The organism is Martinezella lusitana (assembly GCF_016901135.1).
Taxonomy (GTDB): Bacteria; Pseudomonadota; Alphaproteobacteria; order Rhizobiales; family Rhizobiaceae; genus Rhizobium; species Rhizobium lusitanum_D.
The window spans coordinates 344,084-363,035 of sequence record NZ_JAFEVL010000048.1 but is presented as its reverse complement, the minus strand read 5'-3'; the positions used below and the strand labels follow the sequence as shown (position 1 = coordinate 363,035).

23 protein-coding genes are annotated in these 18,952 nt (G+C 60.8%); 10 read left to right on the top strand and 13 right to left on the bottom strand.

All coding sequences use genetic code 11. The features are described from left to right. Window positions 1–16: 16 nt before the first annotated feature. Window positions 17–1,435, bottom strand: coding sequence for a PLP-dependent aminotransferase family protein (locus tag JTP94_RS22620; RefSeq protein WP_204852682.1), 1,419 nt, complete (start codon window positions 1,433–1,435; stop codon window positions 17–19). A gap of 105 nt (window positions 1,436–1,540) precedes the next feature. On the opposite strand from JTP94_RS22620, the gene JTP94_RS22615 reads away from it, so the two are divergent. Further along, entirely contained in the window at window positions 1,541–1,786 is a 246-nt protein-coding gene (locus JTP94_RS22615; protein ID WP_204852681.1) for a DUF1127 domain-containing protein, read from the top strand. A gap of 40 nt (window positions 1,787–1,826) precedes the next feature. Here the strand turns inward: JTP94_RS22615 and JTP94_RS22610 are convergent, their stop codons facing one another. The 6 genes from JTP94_RS22610 to JTP94_RS22585 all read right to left on the bottom strand — a co-directional run bounded on the left by JTP94_RS22610 (window position 1,827) and on the right by JTP94_RS22585 (window position 5,600). After that, window positions 1,827–2,360 carry an AAA family ATPase gene (locus JTP94_RS22610; RefSeq protein ID WP_204852680.1) on the bottom strand — a complete coding sequence of 178 codons (534 nt, stop codon included), beginning with the start codon at window positions 2,358–2,360 and terminating at the stop codon, window positions 1,827–1,829. Window positions 2,361–2,442: 82 nt separating this feature from the next. Continuing rightward, complete coding sequence (locus JTP94_RS22605) at window positions 2,443–2,850, bottom strand: hypothetical protein (protein WP_034504839.1); 408 nt, start codon at window positions 2,848–2,850, stop codon at window positions 2,443–2,445. Window positions 2,851–2,981: 131 nt separating this feature from the next. Next, entirely contained in the window at window positions 2,982–3,653 is a 672-nt protein-coding gene (gene purQ / locus JTP94_RS22600; RefSeq protein WP_034504841.1) for a phosphoribosylformylglycinamidine synthase subunit PurQ, read from the bottom strand. Window positions 3,654–3,756: 103 nt separating this feature from the next. After that, on the bottom strand, window positions 3,757–3,999 hold the full coding sequence (gene purS, locus JTP94_RS22595) for a phosphoribosylformylglycinamidine synthase subunit PurS (RefSeq protein WP_037202350.1): 243 nt from the start codon (window positions 3,997–3,999) through the stop codon (window positions 3,757–3,759). Window positions 4,000–4,016: 17 nt separating this feature from the next. Continuing rightward, entirely contained in the window at window positions 4,017–4,781 is a 765-nt protein-coding gene (purC, locus tag JTP94_RS22590) for a phosphoribosylaminoimidazolesuccinocarboxamide synthase (RefSeq protein WP_034504846.1), read from the bottom strand. Between the two features lie 264 nt (window positions 4,782–5,045). After that, window positions 5,046–5,600, bottom strand: a complete 555-nt coding sequence (locus JTP94_RS22585) for an alpha/beta hydrolase (RefSeq protein ID WP_034504847.1) — start codon at window positions 5,598–5,600, stop codon at window positions 5,046–5,048. Between the two features lie 167 nt (window positions 5,601–5,767). On the opposite strand from JTP94_RS22585, the gene JTP94_RS22580 reads away from it, so the two are divergent. After that, on the top strand, window positions 5,768–6,568 hold the full coding sequence (locus JTP94_RS22580; RefSeq protein ID WP_204852679.1) for a DUF2189 domain-containing protein: 801 nt from the start codon (window positions 5,768–5,770) through the stop codon (window positions 6,566–6,568). An 87-nt stretch (window positions 6,569–6,655) separates the two neighbouring features. Further along, window positions 6,656–7,156, top strand: coding sequence for a low affinity iron permease family protein (locus tag JTP94_RS22575; protein ID WP_204852678.1), 501 nt, complete (start codon window positions 6,656–6,658; stop codon window positions 7,154–7,156). Here JTP94_RS22575 and purB read toward each other — a convergent pair. The 4 genes from purB to JTP94_RS22555 form a co-directional block, all read right to left on the bottom strand. After that, entirely contained in the window at window positions 7,153–8,454 is a 1,302-nt protein-coding gene (purB, locus tag JTP94_RS22570) for an adenylosuccinate lyase (protein WP_204852677.1), read from the bottom strand. The genes JTP94_RS22575 and purB overlap by 4 nt on opposite strands. A gap of 102 nt (window positions 8,455–8,556) precedes the next feature. Beyond that, window positions 8,557–9,048, bottom strand: a complete 492-nt coding sequence (locus JTP94_RS22565; RefSeq protein WP_204853075.1) for a hypothetical protein — start codon at window positions 9,046–9,048, stop codon at window positions 8,557–8,559. Window positions 9,049–9,064: 16 nt separating this feature from the next. Beyond that, entirely contained in the window at window positions 9,065–9,751 is a 687-nt protein-coding gene (rpe, locus tag JTP94_RS22560) for a ribulose-phosphate 3-epimerase (RefSeq protein ID WP_204852676.1), read from the bottom strand. 81 nt (window positions 9,752–9,832) lie between these two features. After that, a complete protein-coding gene (locus JTP94_RS22555) occupies window positions 9,833–10,915 on the bottom strand; it encodes an ABC transporter substrate-binding protein (protein ID WP_204852675.1) in 1,083 nt (360 codons plus the stop codon). Window positions 10,916–11,061: 146 nt separating this feature from the next. Here JTP94_RS22555 and JTP94_RS22550 point away from each other — a divergent pair, with 146 nt between their 5' ends. The 7 genes from JTP94_RS22550 to JTP94_RS22520 are packed head-to-tail and all read left to right on the top strand — an operon-like array spanning window position 11,062 to window position 16,782. Further along, entirely contained in the window at window positions 11,062–11,580 is a 519-nt protein-coding gene (locus JTP94_RS22550; protein ID WP_204852674.1) for a flavin reductase, read from the top strand. 19 nt (window positions 11,581–11,599) lie between these two features. Beyond that, window positions 11,600–12,532: a MoxR family ATPase gene (locus tag JTP94_RS22545; RefSeq protein WP_204852673.1), complete on the top strand. Its 933-nt coding sequence runs from the start codon at window positions 11,600–11,602 to the stop codon at window positions 12,530–12,532. Window positions 12,533–12,535: 3 nt separating this feature from the next. Beyond that, window positions 12,536–13,780 (top strand): VWA domain-containing protein, encoded by a 1,245-nt coding sequence (locus JTP94_RS22540; protein WP_204852672.1) that lies wholly within the window; start codon window positions 12,536–12,538, stop codon window positions 13,778–13,780. Window positions 13,781–13,790: 10 nt separating this feature from the next. Continuing rightward, window positions 13,791–14,120: an XdhC family protein gene (locus tag JTP94_RS22535; RefSeq protein ID WP_204852671.1), complete on the top strand. Its 330-nt coding sequence runs from the start codon at window positions 13,791–13,793 to the stop codon at window positions 14,118–14,120. After that, window positions 14,120–14,827, top strand: coding sequence for an XdhC family protein (locus JTP94_RS22530; RefSeq protein WP_204852670.1), 708 nt, complete (start codon window positions 14,120–14,122; stop codon window positions 14,825–14,827). The genes JTP94_RS22535 and JTP94_RS22530 overlap by 1 nt, the downstream gene beginning before the upstream one ends. Further along, on the top strand, window positions 14,824–16,458 hold the full coding sequence (locus JTP94_RS22525) for an NTP transferase domain-containing protein (RefSeq protein ID WP_204852669.1): 1,635 nt from the start codon (window positions 14,824–14,826) through the stop codon (window positions 16,456–16,458). Before JTP94_RS22530 ends, JTP94_RS22525 begins: the two co-directional genes overlap by 4 nt. 3 nt (window positions 16,459–16,461) lie before the next feature. Continuing rightward, complete coding sequence (locus tag JTP94_RS22520; protein WP_034504861.1) at window positions 16,462–16,782, top strand: TfoX/Sxy family protein; 321 nt, start codon at window positions 16,462–16,464, stop codon at window positions 16,780–16,782. A 3-nt stretch (window positions 16,783–16,785) separates the two neighbouring features. Here the strand turns inward: JTP94_RS22520 and JTP94_RS22515 are convergent, their stop codons facing one another. Further along, window positions 16,786–17,208 carry an NUDIX domain-containing protein gene (locus JTP94_RS22515; protein WP_204852668.1) on the bottom strand — a complete coding sequence of 141 codons (423 nt, stop codon included), beginning with the start codon at window positions 17,206–17,208 and terminating at the stop codon, window positions 16,786–16,788. Window positions 17,209–17,264: 56 nt separating this feature from the next. Then, a complete protein-coding gene (locus JTP94_RS22510; RefSeq protein WP_204852667.1) occupies window positions 17,265–18,782 on the bottom strand; it encodes a DEAD/DEAH box helicase in 1,518 nt (505 codons plus the stop codon). Between the last annotated feature and the right edge of the window lie 170 nt (window positions 18,783–18,952).

The window sequence follows — 18,952 nt, the reverse complement described above, 5'->3', positions numbered from 1 at the left end:
AAACGACGAGGCTGGCTTAAATGTGACTGTCGTAACCGGCCGAGCCGTTTTCCAGCAACCGACGTAACGTCATAAAGCCGGCGGCGACATCTTCTCGTTGTCGCGGCGATGAGAATGCGACGCGAACGCGATGATAGACCTTCTCCATGCGCGCGGCCTTGAATTCATCCTCATCGTCGATGAGCACGCCGTCGGCGATGGCGGCATTCTTGAATGTGCCTGATAGCCATGGTTCGGGTAGCTTCAGCCAAAGAAACGGCAGATGCGGATGCGAGTTGAACTCAAATCCTGACAGGGCGTCCCGCGCCAGCTGCTCGCGGGCCCTGATTTCCTCGACCGACCTGCGGCGCAGCTCCAGCGCGTGACCATCCAGCACGAGCCGGGCGCAGGTTTCCGCCAGAATGAAAGGCAGGCCGCCGGTCGTCATCTTATGCGTGACCTTGATTCGCTGGGCGAAATGCGGCGGGCAGGCGACCCAGCCCCCACGCACGCCTGCCGTAACGGACTTCGACAGGCTGCTGACCACGAAGGTGCGCTCCGGCGCGATGGACGCCATGAGCGGGTTCTGGTCGCCTGTCATGCCGCCATAGAGATCATCCTCGATCAGCCAGACGCTGTGACGGCGTGCGATGGCGGCGATCGCTCGGCGCCGCGCCTCCGGCATTGTCACCAGCGTGGGATTATGCGCAGTCGGCATCAGGAAGGCCAAACGCGGATGCTGCTGCTGGCACAGCCGCTCGAAATCGTCGGGGTTGATGCCGTGCTCATCGGAATCCACCAATACCGAACGGCGCCCGAGGAGGCGTGTAGCGCGGCTGATCTGCGTATAGGTGAGGTTTTCGAAAACGATCTTGTCGCCGGGCGAGGTGACGGCCGAGATGACGGCGATGGCGCCGGCATGGGCGCCCAACGTCGGTACGACGGTCTCGATCGCCGGCTGCCAGCCGTTGCGGGCGAGCCAGATCTGTCCCGCCTCAAACCAGCTCGTCGGGAAATTCCGCGAGTAGGAGGAAATCTCCGACTGATGCTCCCTGCTGATATCCGCAAACAGTTTGCCGATGATCTCGCCCTGGCCGATATCCGGGGCGGCCGTCGTATCGAAGCGTATCCGGGCATCGGGAGCATTCAGGCCGCGGGTGCCGGCGAGCGCCTGCGTGATCGGATCCACCTGTTCGATCTGCTTGCCGTTCGAACGCTCCAGCACATAGGTGCCTCGGCCGACTTCGCCAGCCACAAGGCCGCGCTCATGCACGAGCGCATAGGCCCGGCTCACCGTGCCGATGGTGACGCCGATATCATAGGCAAGGTTGCGTTGCGGCGGCAGCTTCGTGCCGGGCGGCAGAACGCCGTGCGTGATCGCGTTCTCGATGCTGTCGGCAACGCGGATATAGACCGGCCCATTGCCGCTGGAAATGTCAGGGAGCCAATTTGTCATAATGACAATTTGCTATATTGCATCGCGCATGGAGTCAATACTAAGTGACAATCGTATCGTTTGGCTCGGTACGTCGAGAAATGTCACCATCAAGCGAGCATTGAAATGAGTACAATAGATACAATCTATCCAGCCGAAGCCAAGGAAGCTTTCGCCGCGGGCCGGGATACAAGGGCGGCGCAGCCAAAGTCGCGCCCGGCGTATCGGCTCTGGACGTCGTTCGTTCTTTGGATGCAGAAACGCGAAAGCCGCTGGGTCTTGCGGGACCTGACGGATGATCAGCTTTGCGATATCGGACTGACGCGAAGCGAGGCGAGGACCGAGGTCAGCAAGTCGTTCTTCTGGGGTTGAGCGGCACACGCCCACGCCCGCCTAGCCGAAACGTGTACAATCAGCTCAGGTCCAGAATCGAACGGACGAAATCGGCACGTTCTTCGACGCCGATTTTCGGCAGGACATGGACTTCATAGCCAAGCGAAGGATAGGCGACGCTCAGCCGCTCGTATTCAGCGACCGCCTCGGGCAGATCATGTCTGCGCTCGCGGTCGCCGACATATATTTCCGGCCAGGGCGGCGCGAGGAAGACATGCTTGTTGTAGCGGTGCAGATGGCCGTAGGAGGTCAAAGCTGGCTCGCCCGTCAGGTGCTCGAGGGCTGATGCGGCATCGATCAATCCCCTGTCGAAGAAGACGATGCCCGGAAATGCCGCTGCCGCCTCGCGGTCGGCTAGCGACATGTCGATCGCCCGGCGTACGAATGCCGTGGTGTCCACCCACGGCAGCGCCGAGCCGCCACTGTCCAGTTCCTCCGTGACGATGCGCCGACCGGGCTCCTCGACCGCATGATGCGCACGAAGCCTGAGCGCTTCGAGCAAGGTCGATTTGCCGCCGCCGGAGCAGCCTGAAAGAATGACAAACCTATTCATGACAATGATCCCTGAAATTGAGGGTACGTCACGCATCGGCTACGGTGTCTGAGTGGAAGCGGAGCTTCTTCAGGCCATCGGCCTAACTGCAGTTCTTCGAACCCGCAGCCCAGCGATTGACGTCGCCCGTGATACGGCCGCCGGAAGCGCCGTTCATCATCGGACCGAAGGCCTGCAATTGGGCCGGATTGCCTTCCGCCTGGACAACCAGGGACGGGCGGCCGGTCGGATGCTTCTTGTCGACGACGAGAATGCGCGGACGACCGGTAAAGGAATTGAGCTCCGGAGCGAGCTGATAGCCGGCAAAGGCCGGATCGGCCGATTTGAACCAGCAGGCGTTGGAATTGATCATGACGCGCTCCATCGTCGACAGGGCGCTGTGATCCGTAGCGCTGATGCTCGGCGGGCGCGGGCCGCATGAGGTGACCAGAAGCCCAAGCATCGTGATGGCAGCGGCGGAGTAAAATCCTGTCAGGAGGCGAGGGCGCATCAATTTCTTTCCAACGAAGCGGTTAGGGCAGCTCTTTGCCCGAGGGTTGCCGGAGGCAACGGTAACGACGCCCCTGCTGTTTTGTGCAAAGACGTCGATTTTAAGATTTCGGAGCCAAGCCCGACGATCTATCAGGCTGCGATCACGCCGAGTGCTGAGGCGAAGAGGCCGCGGCCGTCGTTGCCGCCATGCGCCGCCTCGATCAGGTTTTCCGGATGCGGCATCATGCCGAGCACATTGCCCTTGGTGTTCATCACGCCGGCGATGTCGTTGACAGAGCCGTTGGGGTTCGTGCCTTCGGCATAACGGAAGACCACCTGGCCGTTGCCTTCGATCGCTGCCAGCGTCTCGGCATCGGCGAAATAGTTGCCGTCGTGATGCGCCACCGGGCTGCGGATGACCTGGCCCTTGGCGTAGGCGCTGGTGAACTCCGTGTCTGCGTTGACGACTTCCAGCTTCACTTCGCGGCAGACGAATTTCAGCGAGGCGTTGCGCATCAGCGCGCCGGGCAGCATGCCGGCTTCCAGCAGGATCTGGAAACCGTTGCAGACGCCGAGAACCTTGACGCCCTTGTCGGCCTTATCCTTGATCGCCTGCATGATCGGCATGCGAGCCGCGATTGCACCGCAGCGCAGATAGTCGCCATAGGAGAAGCCGCCGGGAATGACGATCAGGTCGACGTCCGGGATCTCCGTCTCGGTCTGCCAGACCGTCACGGGCGCCTGGCCGGAAATCTTGGTCAGCGCCGCGATCATGTCGCGATCACGATTGAGGCCGGGGAGTTGGACGACTGCTGATTTCATGATGCTGTTCCCGCAATAGGCTAGGGGTAATCGCTGGAATGTGCTCCGTGAGCCATACTCCATTGCCTGCGGCAAAGGAAGAACGGCCCGCGGAAGAGGACAATCAGTCGATCGAAATGCTGAAGTTCTCGATCACCGTATTGGCGAGGAGCTTTTCGCACATGGCTTTGAGATCCGCCTCGGCCTTGCTCTTGTCGGTGCCTTCAAGCTCCAGGTCGAATACCTTGCCCTGGCGAACCTGATGAACGCCGTCAAAGCCGAGCGCCCCGAGCGCGCCTTCGATTGCCTTGCCCTGCGGATCGAGAACGCCGTTCTTCAGCGTGACGGTTACACGAGCCTTGATCACGATTGTCCTTCCTGAACTTACTTGACGAGAACCGGGCCTGTGCCGCGCACGGGTTCGTTTTCATTGATGATGCCGAGGCGGCGGGCCACTTCGGAATAGGCTTCCAGCAGTCCGCCCATGTCGCGGCGGAAACGGTCCTTGTCCATCTTCTCGCGGGTTTCGATGTCCCAGAGACGGCAGGAGTCGGGTGAGATTTCGTCGGCAAGGATGATGCGCATCATGTCGCCTTCGAAGAGGCGGCCGCATTCGATCTTGAAATCGACGAGCTGGATGCCGACGCCGAGGAACAGGCCGGTCATGAAGTCGTTGACGCGGATCGCGAGCGCCATGATATCGTCGAGCTCGGCGGGATTGGCCCAGCCGAAAGCGGTGATGTGTTCCTCGGAGACCATCGGGTCCTCGAGCGCATCGGACTTGTAGTAGAATTCGATGATCGAACGCGGCAGCACTACGCCTTCCTCGATGCCGAGGCGCTTGGAGAGCGAGCCGGCGGCGACGTTGCGCACGACGATCTCGAGCGGGATCATCTCCACTTCCTTGATCAGCTGCTCACGCATGTTGAGACGGCGGATGAAATGGGTGGGAATGCCGATCTTGTTCAGATGGCTGAAAATATATTCGCAGATGCGATTGTTCAGAACGCCCTTGCCATCGATGACTTCGTGTTTCTTCTTGTTGAAGGCGGTGGCATCGTCCTTGAAGAACTGGATCAGCGTGCCCGGCTCAGGTCCTTCATAAAGGATCTTGGCCTTGCCCTCGTAGATACGGCGGCGACGGTTCATTGGTATTGTTCTCTGTCTTTGGCGCTCACGGGATAGCGCAAGTGGATCGTATGTGGGCGTCCCCATAACGGATAAGAAGCGAATTCACAATCCGCCAGCGCCTCCTTACCTCGGAATTCCGGCCTTGGCGGGGCGCCAATGCGAGAATCGGGATCCTGTCATGCCCAGTATTACAGGCTTTTATCTGACGATGGAATGAAGGTGGCCGGTACTTCACAGGCTAGTGAGCCGGGGCCTATCCATCCCAAGTCCGCCTTTATTGTATCACGGCTTCAGTTGGCTGAGGAATTTGGCAAAGACCATCGTGCCTTCGGGCCAGGGGCCGTGACCAGATTCGCTGTTGATGTGACCAGCCTCGCCGGCGTCGATCAGAAGGGAACCCCAGCTGCTGGCGACATCATCGGCGTGCTCATAGCTGCCGAAGGGGTCGTTCCGGCTTGCGATCGTGACCGACGGAAACGGCAGCGGATCGCGCGGATAGGGGCCGAACGTCATCAGATGTTTCGGGCGGATGCCGGGATTGGCGACATCGGGCGGTGCGACGAAGAAGGCGCCGGCGACCTTGTTGCGAAAATGCGGGATCGCATGGATCACCGAGGGAACGCCCAGCGAATGCGCCACGAGCACGACAGGTCGCTCGGAAGCATTGACCTCTTCGGCAATGCGGGCGATCCAGTCATCGCGAACGGGCTTGGACCATTCAGCCTGCTCCACGCGCCGCGCCGTCGAGAGCTTCTGCTCCCAGCGCGTCTGCCAGTGATCCGGGCCGGAATTCGTGTAACCGGGGATGATGAGAATATCTGCGTCGGAGACTTTCATGATGCGCCGATGTGGAAAAGGTGAACCCAACTGTCAAGGGAAAAAGGCGACAATTGCGGCAAAATTTGCTAGCATCGCCGTTGCCGGTAGCGAATGAAGATGTCGGCGTCCGTTTTGCCGCCATCTTGCACCGCCTGCCGAGCACCACGGTTGAGGAGGAGAGCATTATGACGGCCTTTCACGTCATGGCAGGAGCGGACCACACCTTTACGCGTCCCGCCATCCGTAAGATCGGTATCGCCGACCTCGTCGACGCCCTCAAATTGGGGCTTGACGATTTCAGCGAGAAGCCATCGCATTACGTCTTTTTGTGCCTGATGTATCCGATTGCCGGCATTGCTCTGGCGATCTGGAGTTCCGGCGAGAATCTGCTGCCGCTGCTGTTTCCGCTGATGTCCGGCTTCGCCTTGCTCGGCCCCCTGGCGGCGATCGGTCTCTACGAAATCAGTCGACGGCGGGAAAGAGGGCAGGATACGTCGTGGAGCCATGCTTTCGATGTGCGCTTTTCACCGGCGCTGCCGTCGATCATCGTCGCCGGCCTCATGCTGTTCGGCCTATTCATCGTCTGGCTATTCGCGGCGCAGAACATCTACTACATCTTTTTCGGCGATGGTGCACCGCCCACGCTCTGGTCCTTCGTGTCGAACATTTTGACGACCCCCGAGGGCAGGGCGATGATGTTCTGGGGCGATCTCATCGGCTTCATCTTCGCGCTCGTCGTGCTGGCGACCACGGTCGTCACCTTTCCGCTGCTGCTCGACCGTGACGTCGGCGTCGTGGCGGCGGTCGATGCCAGTATTCGGGCGACGCTGATCAATCCGGTGCCCGTGGCAGTCTGGGGCCTGATCGTGGCAGTACTTCTCGTCGTCGGCACGATCCCGATCTTCGCAGGCCTTGCCGTGGTCATGCCCATACTCGGGCACGCATCCTGGCATCTCTATCGCAAGCTGGTGGTGGTTCAGGACTAAAAGTCCGGACTTTCAGCGGTTCTTCGCAATCGTTGGAACCGCAACAGGGTTTCCACGTTGATCCGCATCATCAAGGAGATGCGGATCATGGCTTGGCTTGCGCACATCTTCACCCGCTTTGCGGTTACGATTTCGGAATGGACCGGCAAGCCGGCCATCTTCGTCCTGGCGCTGTTCTCCATTATCTTATGGGGCGCTACCGGTCCGATCTTCGACTACTCCGATACCTGGCAACTGGTCATCAACACCAGCACGACCATCATAACCTTCCTGATGGTGTTCCTGCTGCAGAACGCGCAGACGCGTGACACGCGGGCCATTCAGGCCAAGCTCAATGAGTTGATACTGACCAGCGCGGCTGAAAACCGCTTCATCGGCATCGAAAACCTCGACGAAGAGGATCTGAAGCATTTGGATAGGCTTGTGGGGAAGGCCGCCAAGCGTAGCGAAAATCAGCACAATGGCAATGTGGGCGAAAGCGTCGAGCGCAATCGCGCAATCGTCGCCAAATCCGCGAACAAAAGAAAAAAGCGGCGCGTCAGCCGCACCGCCTCAACTCGCAATCAGGCCGGTCCGGCCAAGTCTTAGCCGAAAACCCGCTTGAAGATCGTGTCCACGTGCTTGGTGTGATAGCCAAGGTCGAATTTCTCGCGGATATCCGCCTCGGAAAGCGCCGCACGGACCTCCTGGTCGGCCAGCAGCTCCTCAAGGAAATCCTTGCCTTCTTCCCAGACCTTCATCGCATTGCGTTGAACGAGGCGATAGGAATCCTCGCGGGAAACGCCGGCCTGGGTCAGTGCCAATAGCACGCGCTGTGAATGAACAAGTCCGCGGAACTTGTTCAGATTCCTCATCATATTTTCCGGGTAGACGAGTAGCTTGTCGATGACGCTCGTCATGCGGGCGAGCGCGAAATCGAGCGTGACGGTCGCATCCGGGCCGATCATGCGTTCCACCGAGGAATGCGAGATATCGCGCTCGTGCCAAAGTGCCACGTTCTCCATGGCCGGCATGGCGTAGGAGCGGACCATGCGGGCAAGACCCGTCAGGTTTTCGGTCAACACCGGGTTGCGCTTGTGCGGCATGGCCGAAGAGCCCTTCTGGCCCGGCGAGAAATATTCCTCGGCCTCGAGGACTTCGGTGCGCTGCAAGTGGCGGATTTCGGTTGAAAGACGCTCGATCGAGGAGGCGACGACGCCGAGGGTGGCGAAGAACATTGCGTGGCGGTCGCGCGGGATGACCTGCGTGGAGACCGGCTCCGGCTTCAGGCCGAGAGCGGCGGCGACGTGTTCCTCGACGCGGGGATCGATATTGGCGAAGGTGCCGACAGCGCCGGAGATCGCGCAGGTGGCAACCTCTTCGCGGGCGGCGACGAGACGCTGCTTGCAGCGCTCGAACTCGGCATAGGCAAGCGCCAGCTTGACGCCGAAGGTTGTGGGCTCGGCATGGATGCCGTGCGAGCGGCCGATGGTGACGGTGTCCTTATGCTCGAAGGCGCGACGCTTCAGTGCTTCCAGAAGCTTGTCGATATCGGCCAGCAGCAGGTCGCTGGCGCGCACGAGCTGGATATTGAAGCAGGTGTCGAGCACGTCGGAGGAGGTCATGCCCTGGTGCACGAAACGCGCATCCGGACCGACGATTTCAGCGAGATGCGTCAGGAAGGCGATGACGTCGTGTTTGGTGACGGCTTCGATCTCATCAATGCGGTCGACGTCGAAAGTCGCCTGGCCGCCCTTTTCCCAGATGGTCTCCGCGGCCGACTTCGGGATGACGCCGAGAGCGGCCAGCGCGTCACAGGCATGCGCCTCGATCTCGAACCAGATACGGAACTTGGTTTCGGGCGACCAGATGGCGACCATTTCCGGTCGGGAGTAGCGCGGGATCATGGGCTCAAAGCTTTCTTGGCTAACGGGAAAGGAAACCTCGGCGCCCCCATAACAAAGACGGGCGGCAATCACAATGTTTGTCCGACCGATCTTTCGTCCGGCTCAACGCTCACGTCGCGCGAGATAAGCGGAGGTGGCGATCAGGCAGAGCAAACCGAACGGCAGGAACAAGGTAACGCCGAGAACGGCGAATTGGTAGACGGCGCTGGCGCCGGTGAACAGGAATTGAAACGTCCAGATCAGCGAACCGAACGGCGCATGCCAGCGCGCATAGAACCAGCGATAGTCCATGGCGAACAGAAATGCCGTCATCGCCGTGGTGCCAAGCGACAGCGCCAGGAAAAACGCTGCGAAACGCGCGCTCGGCGGTCGACGGCTGGCAACGCGCCGTGTCAGCGGCACCATGATCGGCCAGGAGAGCGCGCCGCCGAAGAAATAGACAAGGGCAAGAGCGGTCAGGTGGCTCGTCAGAAGGCCGTTGCGCAGGTAGAGCGCGGCAAGTGCCGAGACGGCCATAACCACGCCCCAGCAGATCGAGCCGCCCAAAAGTTCGAGGCAATGCGAAGCGGCGGTCCGCGTTCGGTCCGCCGCAATGATGGTGCTGGTCGGATTAGTTTGATCCAACGCGACCTCGTTCGGCCGCGGCTCGGAGATCACCAATCGTCTGCCTGTAGGCATCGACCGATTCGCCCTTGAAGATTGCCGAGCCAGCCACGAGGACATTGGCGCCTGAAGCGACGATAAGGCCGGCTGTGTCGGTGGAGACGCCGCCATCGACCTCAAGCTCGATCGGCCGGTCACCGATCAGAGACTTGGCGTTGCGGATCTTGTCGGCCATGGCCGGGATGAATTTCTGGCCGCCGAAGCCCGGATTGACCGACATGATCAGGATCAGGTCGATATCGTCGAGCACGTTTTCCAGTATGGAGAGCGGCGTTGCCGGATTGAGGGTGACGCCGACCTTCTTGCCGAGATGCCGGATCGTTTGCAGCGAGCGATGCAGATGGACGCCCGCTTCGGCATGCACGGTAATGCGATCGCAGCCCGCCTTGGCGAAGGCTTCGAGATAGGGATCGGCAGGTGAGATCATCAGATGGCAATCGAAGGTGGCCGTCGTATAGGGCCGCAAAGCCTTGATGACATCGGGGCCGAAGGAAATGTTCGGCACGAAATGCCCATCCATGACATCCAGGTGGATCCAGTCGGCACCGGCTTCGGTCACATCCTTCACTTCCTGTCCGAGCTTGGCAAAATCGGCCGCGAGAATGGAAGGGGCAATGCGGATCGGCAAAGTCATGGGTAGCTGAGCTCCATCTGATTTTTTCGCGCTTGGATTAGCACCGCTTCGGCAGGCAAACAACAGAAAGCGCGGATCGTGTCAGTTCGACGCCGCCGTTGCCGGCACGAAAGCATTGTCGCGCCATTCCAGCAGCCGATAGGGGTTCTCGGTCAATTCATGGTTCTTCCCGAAGGTAATCGGTCCGATCGCTGTCTGGAAAGTCGTGGCGACGAGCTTGTCAGCGATGGGCTTGTTTTCCGACTTGGCGCTCTCAGCCGCCTGGCTGGCGATCTGTGCCGCGGCTGCGGCCGGCAGGATATAGCCATCCGGCTCGATGCCGCTCGCGCGCATGGCTTGCACAGTCGGCTGTGCGGCCGGCAGAGTTGCATATTCAGGCAATGCGATAGCCTGGACACCGTTCAATAGAGGCACCGGCTGATCGGCGGCGCGCATGGCGTCGCCACCCATCAACGTCAACTGGATGTTCTCGCTCTTGGCATCCCGGGCGATCACGGACACGTCGCTGCGGTCGCCGCCGACGAAAACACGCGTGGCGCCGGCCTTCTTCAGTCGGCGTACAAGAGCGATCTGCTGATCCTGGCCGGGCCGGTAGGTATCGGTGAAGACCGGCTTCAATCCCTTTTCCTCGAGCGCGTTGCGTATCGCGCCGACCAGTTCGCGGCCGTGGATCGTGCCATCGTCGATCAACGCCATCGGCTCGGATGCCCAGTACTTCAGGATGGTATCGATAGCCATGGAGGCTTCGGCGCTATCAACCGGAGCGAGGCGAAACAACGGCCAGCCGTTCTTCAGCACATCTTCCATCAGGATGCGGGACCGCACGGACACGGTGATGACCGGAATGCCGGCATCCTTGAGGCGCGGCAACGCGCCTTCCAGCGTCTCGGTGCAGAGAAAGCCGATCGCGACTTGCACCTTGGCGGCAATCAGTGCCTGGGCAGCAGCCTGGCCGCCATCCTCGGTGCAGGGGTCGTCGATGACGGTTGCCGTATCCTTCTGTGCCTGCATCTCGAAATTGGCGCCGGCCGTGATCTCGGCTCCGAGCGTTGCGAAGTTGCCGTCCTGTGGCGCCACGACACCGATACGGATTCCTGCGGCGTCGCTGCTGCCAGCCGCCGAAAGCAGCACAAGCAGAAGCGGAAGGCGACGCAGAACGTTCATCGATTGATTATCCCGGACAATTTTCCTGCTCTTTTATCCGTCTGAGGGGGATCGTCAAAAGAAAAAGCAGCAAAATCACTCTGTTTTCAATAATGCTATTGTAGAAAAGCTAACGCCTGCCCGCCATATTGAGCGAAAGACGGGATATGAGAAAGAATAAGGAGACGGTGGTGCTAGACAGGCAGCGTATGGACCCGGCGCTTTATCGCGATGCCATGAGCCGCTATGCGGGCCATGTGCAGCTGGTGACCACGGCCCTCGAAGGGGAGCGGCGCGGAGTGACGATCACGGCCGCCTGCTCGGTTTCGGACGATCCCGCGACGGTTCTGATCTGCCTCAACAACAGCAACGTCAAGAACGAGATCTTCTTCAAGAGCGGGATCTTCGCGCTGAATACGCTCGGCGCGCATCACCAGTCGCTCGCCGACGCCTTCTCCGGCAAGACATTGCTGACCACCGACGAGCGTTTTGCCTCCGGTACATTCGAGACGCTTGCGACCGGTGCGCCGGTGCTCGCCGACGCGCTCGCGGCCTTCGATTGCCGTGTGATCGAGATCAAGCAGGCTTCGACGCACAACATCATCTTCGGCGAGGTGATGGCCATACGCTACAGCGAGGCAAAGCCGGCACTGCTGTATATGAACCGGGGCTATCACACGCTATAACCCCTCTAAGGGAGTTATCATGGCGGATCAAAAATTATCAACTTCGCTGCCGAGCTCTATCGATGAGACGATGGCCTTGCTCGCGGCCCATGACTATCTGGCAGGGCGCGCGCTCGGCACCGTCCTGTTTCTGGCGCTGAAGATGAAGCGTCCGCTCTTTCTGGAGGGCGAGGCCGGTGTGGGCAAGACCGAGATTGCCAAGGTATTGTCGAAGGCGCTCGACCGGCCGTTGATCCGCCTGCAGTGCTACGAAGGCCTGGATGTCTCGTCGGCCGTCTATGAATGGAATTATCCGGCGCAGATGCTGGAGATTCGCCTTGCCGAAGCATCGGGTCTGACCGATCGCGATCGCATCGAGGCCGACATCTTCTCCGAGCGCTATCTCATCCGCCGACCGGTACTGCAGGCGCTGTCGGGTGCCGGCGGGCGTGCGCCGGTGTTCCTGATCGACGAACTGGATCGTACCGACGAGGCATTCGAAGCATTCCTTCTGGAAGTGCTGTCCGATTTTCAGGTGACGGTGCCGGAACTCGGCACTATTCGCGCGACCGAGCCGCCCATCGTCATCATCACCACCAACCGCACGCGCGAAGTGCACGATGCATTGAAACGGCGCTGTCTCTATCATTGGGTCGACTATCCGCAGGCGGAGCAGGAGCTGGAAATCATCCGCCGCAAGGTGCCAGGCTGCAACGAGGCCCTGTCGCGCCAGATCGTTGCTTATGTGCAGAAGCTGCGGACTCTCGATCTCTATAAGAACCCCGGCGTCGCCGAGACCATCGACTGGGCGAGCGCGCTGACGGAGCTCGATCGGCTGGCGCTCGACCCGGAGACGATTTCCGACACGCTGGGCACGCTGCTGAAATACCAGGACGATATCGCCCGCATTCAGGGCGGCGAGGGCAAGCGGGTGTTGGACGAGGTAAAGTCCGAACTGCTTGCGACGGGATGAACCATGGAACCGGGCGCGCAGGATGGCATCACCGTTGCGCCGTCACCGCCCGGTGACGGGCGTCTTGCCGATAATATCGTCTTTTTCGGGCGTGCGCTCCGCAAGGCCGGGCTGAAGATCGGGCCCGGGGCGATTGCGGATGCCATCGAGGCGGTAGAGGCAATCGGCATCGGTTCGCGCGAGGAATTTTACGCCGCTCTGTGTTCGGTCTTCGTCAAGCGGCATGAGGACCTGGCAGTTTTTGACGAGGCATTCCGGCTGTTCTGGCGCTCGCGCGATCTCGTCGCAAAGATGATCGCGATGATGTCGCCGGTCGCGCCCGACAATCGTGAGAAGGAAAAACCGAAGCCCGGCGAAACCCGCGCGGGCGATGCCTTGCTTGATAATCGCGACGACCGGCGTCCGCACCGCGAGACGCCTGACATCGAGATCGATGCCCGCTTTACGACATCGGGCAGCGAAGTCCTTCGCCGGTTGGATTTTGCGCAGATGTCGGCGGCTGAAATTGCCATCGCCAAGAAGGAGCTCGCAAAGCTGCGATTGCCGCTGGATCGTGTGCGTACGCGCCGCTTTGCGCCGTCGCATAGACCAGTCAAGATCGATCCGCGCGCGACGATGCGGTCTGCCTTGCGCACCGGGGGCGAGCTGATCCTGCCGCGTTTTCGGCAAGCCAGGCAAATACAGCCGCCGCTCGTCGTGCTGGCGGATATTTCCGGTTCGATGAGCCAATATACGCGCATCTTCCTGCATTTCCTGCATGTGCTCACCGAGCGGCGTCGGCGCGTGCACACGTTTCTCTTCGGCACGCGGCTGACCAACGTCACCAGGGCCATGCGCCATAAGGATCCTGACCAGGCGCTCGACGAATGCGCCGCTGCGGTGCGCGACTGGTCCGGAGGGACGCGCATCGGCGAGACGCTGAAGGAATTCAACCGGCTCTGGGCGCGCAGGGTGCTCGGGCAGGGCGCGATCGTGCTCCTGATCACCGATGGGCTGGAGCGAGAGGACGTAGAACTGCTCGCTCAGGAGATGGATCGTCTGCATCGCTCCTGCCGGCGGCTGATCTGGCTCAATCCCCTGTTGCGGTTCGATGGCTTCGAAGCGCGCGCCCGCGGTGTAAAAGCTATGCTGCCGCATGTTGACGAATTCCGTCCGGTCCACAATCTATTATCTCTGGCCGATCTCGTATCGGCTCTCACCGCCGGCCGCGCGGACGCTTACGATCCGCGTCGGTTTCTCTACAAGTAATGAGGCTCCGATGACAAATATATCCGAAAGTCTGGATCCGCTCGTGATCGCGGAGGAATGGGCGTCGGCAGGCCGCAGCGTTGCCATGGCGACCGTCGTCGATACCTGGGGTTCGGCGCCACGCCCGGCCGGCAGTCACCTCGTGATCGACAACGAGGGCAATTTCCACGGTTCCGTTTCGGGCGGCTGTGTGGAAGGTGCCGTGATCACCGAGGCGCTCGACGTTATCGAAAACGGCAAGTCCCGCATGCTGGAATTCGGCGTTGCCGACGAGACCGCCTGGCGCGTCGGTCTCTCCTGTGGCGGCCGAATCCGCGTCTATGTCGAGAGGCTTGCTTGATGGATCGTCAGATACTGGCGAAGCTGAATGAATTGCGGCGCGAGCGGCGGGCGGCGATTCTTGCCACCGATCTGTCGGGCGGACCTGACAGGCTGATCGTCGAGGGCGACGAGCTCGAAGGCGCTCTGGCCGATGCCGTCGCGTCCGCATTCCGTTCGGGCAAGTCGGCACCGGTCGCGATCGAAGGACAGAGTCTGTTCCTGAATGTTCACCTGCCGCCGCCGCGTATCGTCGTCATCGGGGCCGTGCATATCAGTCAGGTCCTGGCGCGAATGGCAGCACTTGCCGACTTCGATGTGACCATCATCGATCCACGCACGGCCTTTGCCACGCCGGAGCGTTTCGAGGGTCTCGACTTGATTGCCGATTGGCCTGCGGATGCGCTGAAGGAACGGCCGCTCGACAGCTATATGGCGCTGGTCGCCGTTACCCACGATCCGAAGATCGACGACGAGCCGATTGCGCAGGCGCTGAGGACGGGCTGTTTCTATGTCGGCGCGCTCGGCAGCCGCAAGACGCATGCCGGCCGCCTGGAGCGCTTGAAGCGGGAAGGATTGACCGAGGCGGATCTCGCTCGCATCCACGCCCCCATCGGTCTTCCGATCGGCGCGGCGAGCCCGGCCGAGATCGCGGTCGCCATTCTGGCCGAGATCATCGGCGCCCTTCGCGAGCGCGACGTGTCGCTGCCCAAGGGCGCGAAGCCATGATCTTCGGGGAATTTTCGACTGTAAATGCCGAGGGCGCGGTTCTGGCACATTCCGTTCGGCTCTCCGATGGTAGTTTTGCCAAAGGGCACAAGCTTGACCACGGCGATGTCGAACGACTGACCGCCGCCGGGATCGATCACGTCATCGCGGCGCGGATCGAACCTGGCGATCTTATGGAAGACGAGGCGGCCGAGCAGCTCGCGCAAGCGGTTGCACCCGATCACCTGACCTTTTCCGAGGCGACGACGGGACGCGTCAATATCCACAGTGCGGTCGATGGCCTGTTCGTCGCAAATCGCCTCGCCGTCGATCGGCTCAATAGCGTCGATCCGGCAATCACGCTTGCCTGTCTTGCGGATCATGTGCCGGTGCGATCAGGCGATATGGTGGCGACCTTCAAGATCATTCCACTGGCGGTTTCGGGTTTGAAGGTGGCGGCCGGCGTCAACATTCTGCGGCAAATGCCGGTTTTCGAAGTCAAGCCGTTCCTGCCGCATGCCGTGTCGCTCGTCGCCACGGAGCTGCCATCGCTGAAGACTGGTGTCATGGACAAGACGGCGCGCATCCTCTCGCAACGGCTTCAGCTTGCAGGCAGCTTTTTGCAACGGGAGGAGCGCGTCGCGCACCGGGCGAAAGCGGTCGCCGATGCGATCGGTCAGGCTTTGGAGGTACCGGATCAACTGCCGAAGCTGGTGATCGTTTTCGGCGCCTCCGCCGTTATCGATGCCGGCGACGTCATTCCGGCGGCGATCCGGCTTGCGGGCGGTAAGGTCATTCAGGTCGGCATGCCTGTCGATCCCGGCAACCTTTTGGTGCTCGGCAAGGTGGGCGATGTCCATGTCGTCGGCGCACCGGGATGTGCCCGCAGCCCGAAGGAAAACGGTTTCGACTGGGTGCTGGATCGTATCTTAGCCGGCGAACAACCGACGCCGCAAGATATCAGCGGCATGGGCGTTGGCGGATTGCTCATGGAAATACAGTCGCGTCCAAGGCCGCGCGATGTCGCCGCCAAGCCGGCGGCGCAGATATCGGTTGCCGTCGTGCTGCTGGCCGCCGGCAGGGCGAGCCGCATGGGTGAGGGTGGTTCGCACAAGCTGCTGGCCGAGTTCGACGGCGTCCCATTGGTCCGTCGATCGGCCTTAACTGCCATGGCAGGCGGAGCATCTGCGGTCATTGTCATCACGGGCCACCGTCGCGGCGACATCGAACCGGCGCTGCGCGATCTTGCCGTTGAGCAGGTGTTCAATCCGGATTATGCATCCGGCATGGCAAGCTCGCTGGTTGCAGGCGTTGGCACGCAGGCTGCGCAACGTGCGGACGGTGTCCTCGTCATGCTGGCCGATATGCCGGGCGTCACCAGCGACGACCTGAAAACCTTGATCGCTGCGTTTCGGGAGGCGAATGGCCAGGCGATCGTGCGCGCGGTATCGGGCGGCAAGCGTGGCAACCCTGTCATATTGCCGCGTGCGGTGCTGAACGCGGTCATGCGGCTCGAGGGCGATGTCGGGGCGCGGCATATCATCGAGACATCCGGGCTTCCGGTTGTCGACGTCGATATCGGCGAGGCGGCGCATCTCGACGTCGATACGCCCGAAGCCGTCGTCGCGGCCGGCGGTGTTTTAAAGGGATAGGGAATGGACAATAACGATATCGAAGAGATGTTTCAGTCGCTCGGGCCGGTAGCGATCAAGCGGATGTTCGGCGGCAAGGGGATCTACCACATGGGCCGGATTCTGGCGCTCGAAGTGGATGACGAGATACTTTTGAAGGCAGACGACGTCAGTGCTTCGGAGTTCGAGGCGGCCGGGGCGCGGCGTTGGGCTTATGAGGGCAAGAAGGGCAAGGCCGTCAATATGCCTTACTGGTCGGTTCCCGATGATGCTTTCGACGATCCTGACATCATGGCGCGCTGGGTAAGGCTGGCCTACGAGGCCGCGTTGCGCGCCGATAAATAGACGTCAGCGAAAATCGTCTTCGCTCAGATGCGCAATCGTCGCTTTGGCGAAAGCGGATAGTTGTTGTGGCAACTCGTTGCGGCCGAACCAGCCGAAATCGGAGAGCTTGTCGGGCTCCATCAGGCGCGGCTCGCCGGAAAAATCCTTGCAAACATAGATCAGCGAAATCCAATGCTGGCGATCCGCTTCGACGATAACTTCTTCTGTGCAGAGGTATTCGATCCGGCCGATGGAAAGGCCGCTTTCCTCTTCCGCCTCGCGGATGGCGGCCCTAGCCGCGGGCTCCATATGGTCGACCTTGCCGCCGACGATGCTCCAGAAGCCGGCTTCGGGCGCCTTGAGGCGCCTGTAGAGCAAAACCTTCCCGTCCCGCAATATTGCGAGACCGGTTCCTGATCCTGGGAAATCGATGCCGGGTTTGCCCATGCCTACATCCCGAAATGTGCCGCTAACTCCGGCGTATCGGCTCGGATGTGGACTTATCAGCCCTTGGCGTTCGCGACGATAAGCATGAAAGCGGGAATGTCGTCGCCGAAGCCGACCGGTGTCGGGCCGTCATCCTGGTCGCGATAACGGCTGCGGCGTTCGCGGTTGTCGTCGTTCGCAGCGGGGAAGGGCCGGTGATTGTTGCGAGAACCGTTGTTGGACTTGTTGTTGTTCTCAGACTTGCGCTCGTTTCTCACGCTCTCGGCCTTTGCTGGTGCTGCTTCGATCACTTCGACGGCATTATCCTCGACGTCGATATCAGATTTATGACTCGAGGCACTCCGGCCTCTGGGGCTGCGATCACGCTCGCGGCCTCTGCCTTTCGGCTCGCGGCGGCGAGGAGAACGATTGTCGTCCCCACCTTCTTCGGCCGGCGGCAGCGCCGACAGGTCGCCGTTCAGCCATTGAACATCTTCACCGATCAGCTTCTCGATCGCGTCGATGTGCTTGGTGTCGCGCTTCGTCACGAGAGTGAAAGCGGCGCCAGAACGACCGGCGCGACCGGTACGGCCGATGCGATGGACATAATCTTCCGAATGGATCGGAACATCGAAATTGAACACGTGGCCGACATCGGGAAGGTCCAGGCCGCGTGCCGCTACGTCGGAAGCGACGAGAAGCTGGATCTGGCCGTCACGGAAATTCTGCAACATCGTCGTGCGCGAGCGCTGGTCCATGTCGCCATGCAATGCACCGACCGAGAAGCCGTGGCGTTCAAGCGAACGGAAGAGGTCGGCCACATCTACCTTGCGATTGCAGAAGATGATGGCGTTCTTCAGGTCCGTCTGAGCTCGGATGAGATCGCGCAGCGTGGCGCGCTTCTCGTAGTCCTTGCCATGCGAGGCGACGAAGCGCTGCGTGACTGTCTTTGCAGTCGACGCGGGCGCCGAGACTTCGACACGTTCCGGATTCTGCAGGAAGCGGTCGGCCAGCTTCTGGATTTCCGCCGGCATCGTGGCCGAGAAGAACAGCGTCTGGCGCGTGAAGGGAATGAGCTTGGCGATGCGCTCGATATCGGGGATGAAACCCATGTCGAGCATACGGTCGGCTTCGTCGATGACGAAAATTTCGACGGCGCTCATCAGCAGCTTGCCGCGCTCGAAATGATCAAGCAGGCGGCCCGGCGTGCAAATCAGCACATCGGCGCCACGCTCCAGCTTGCGGTCCTGGTCCTCGAAGGACACGCCGCCGATCAGCAGGGCGATGTTGAGGCGATGGTTCTTGCCGTATTTCTCGAAATTCTCGGCAACCTGGGCGGCCAGCTCTCGCGTTGGCTCCAGAATCAGCGTGCGCGGCATTCGGGCGCGAGCGCGCCCTTTCTCGAGCAGCGTCAGCATCGGCAGCACGAAGGAGGCCGTCTTACCGGTCCCCGTCTGGGCGATACCACAGATATCGCGGCGCTGCAGCGCAAATGGGATGGCACCGGCCTGAATCGGAGTCGGTGTCGTGTAGCCCGCGTCAGTTACCGCGGAAAGGACTTTTTGGCTTAAGCCAAGGTCAGCAAATGTTGTCAAAGGGAAAACTAGTTCCGTCTTGGTTCGGTCGAACACCATGAATCGACACACAGGAGCATGCCGTAATGCAGCGCGACATAGAACCAAATACCAATGGAGTCAAGGAAAGCGGGCGCTTCTGCGGACCCGAAGTTCATTCATAAGGCAATTTTTGGATTAGTGCCATCTTT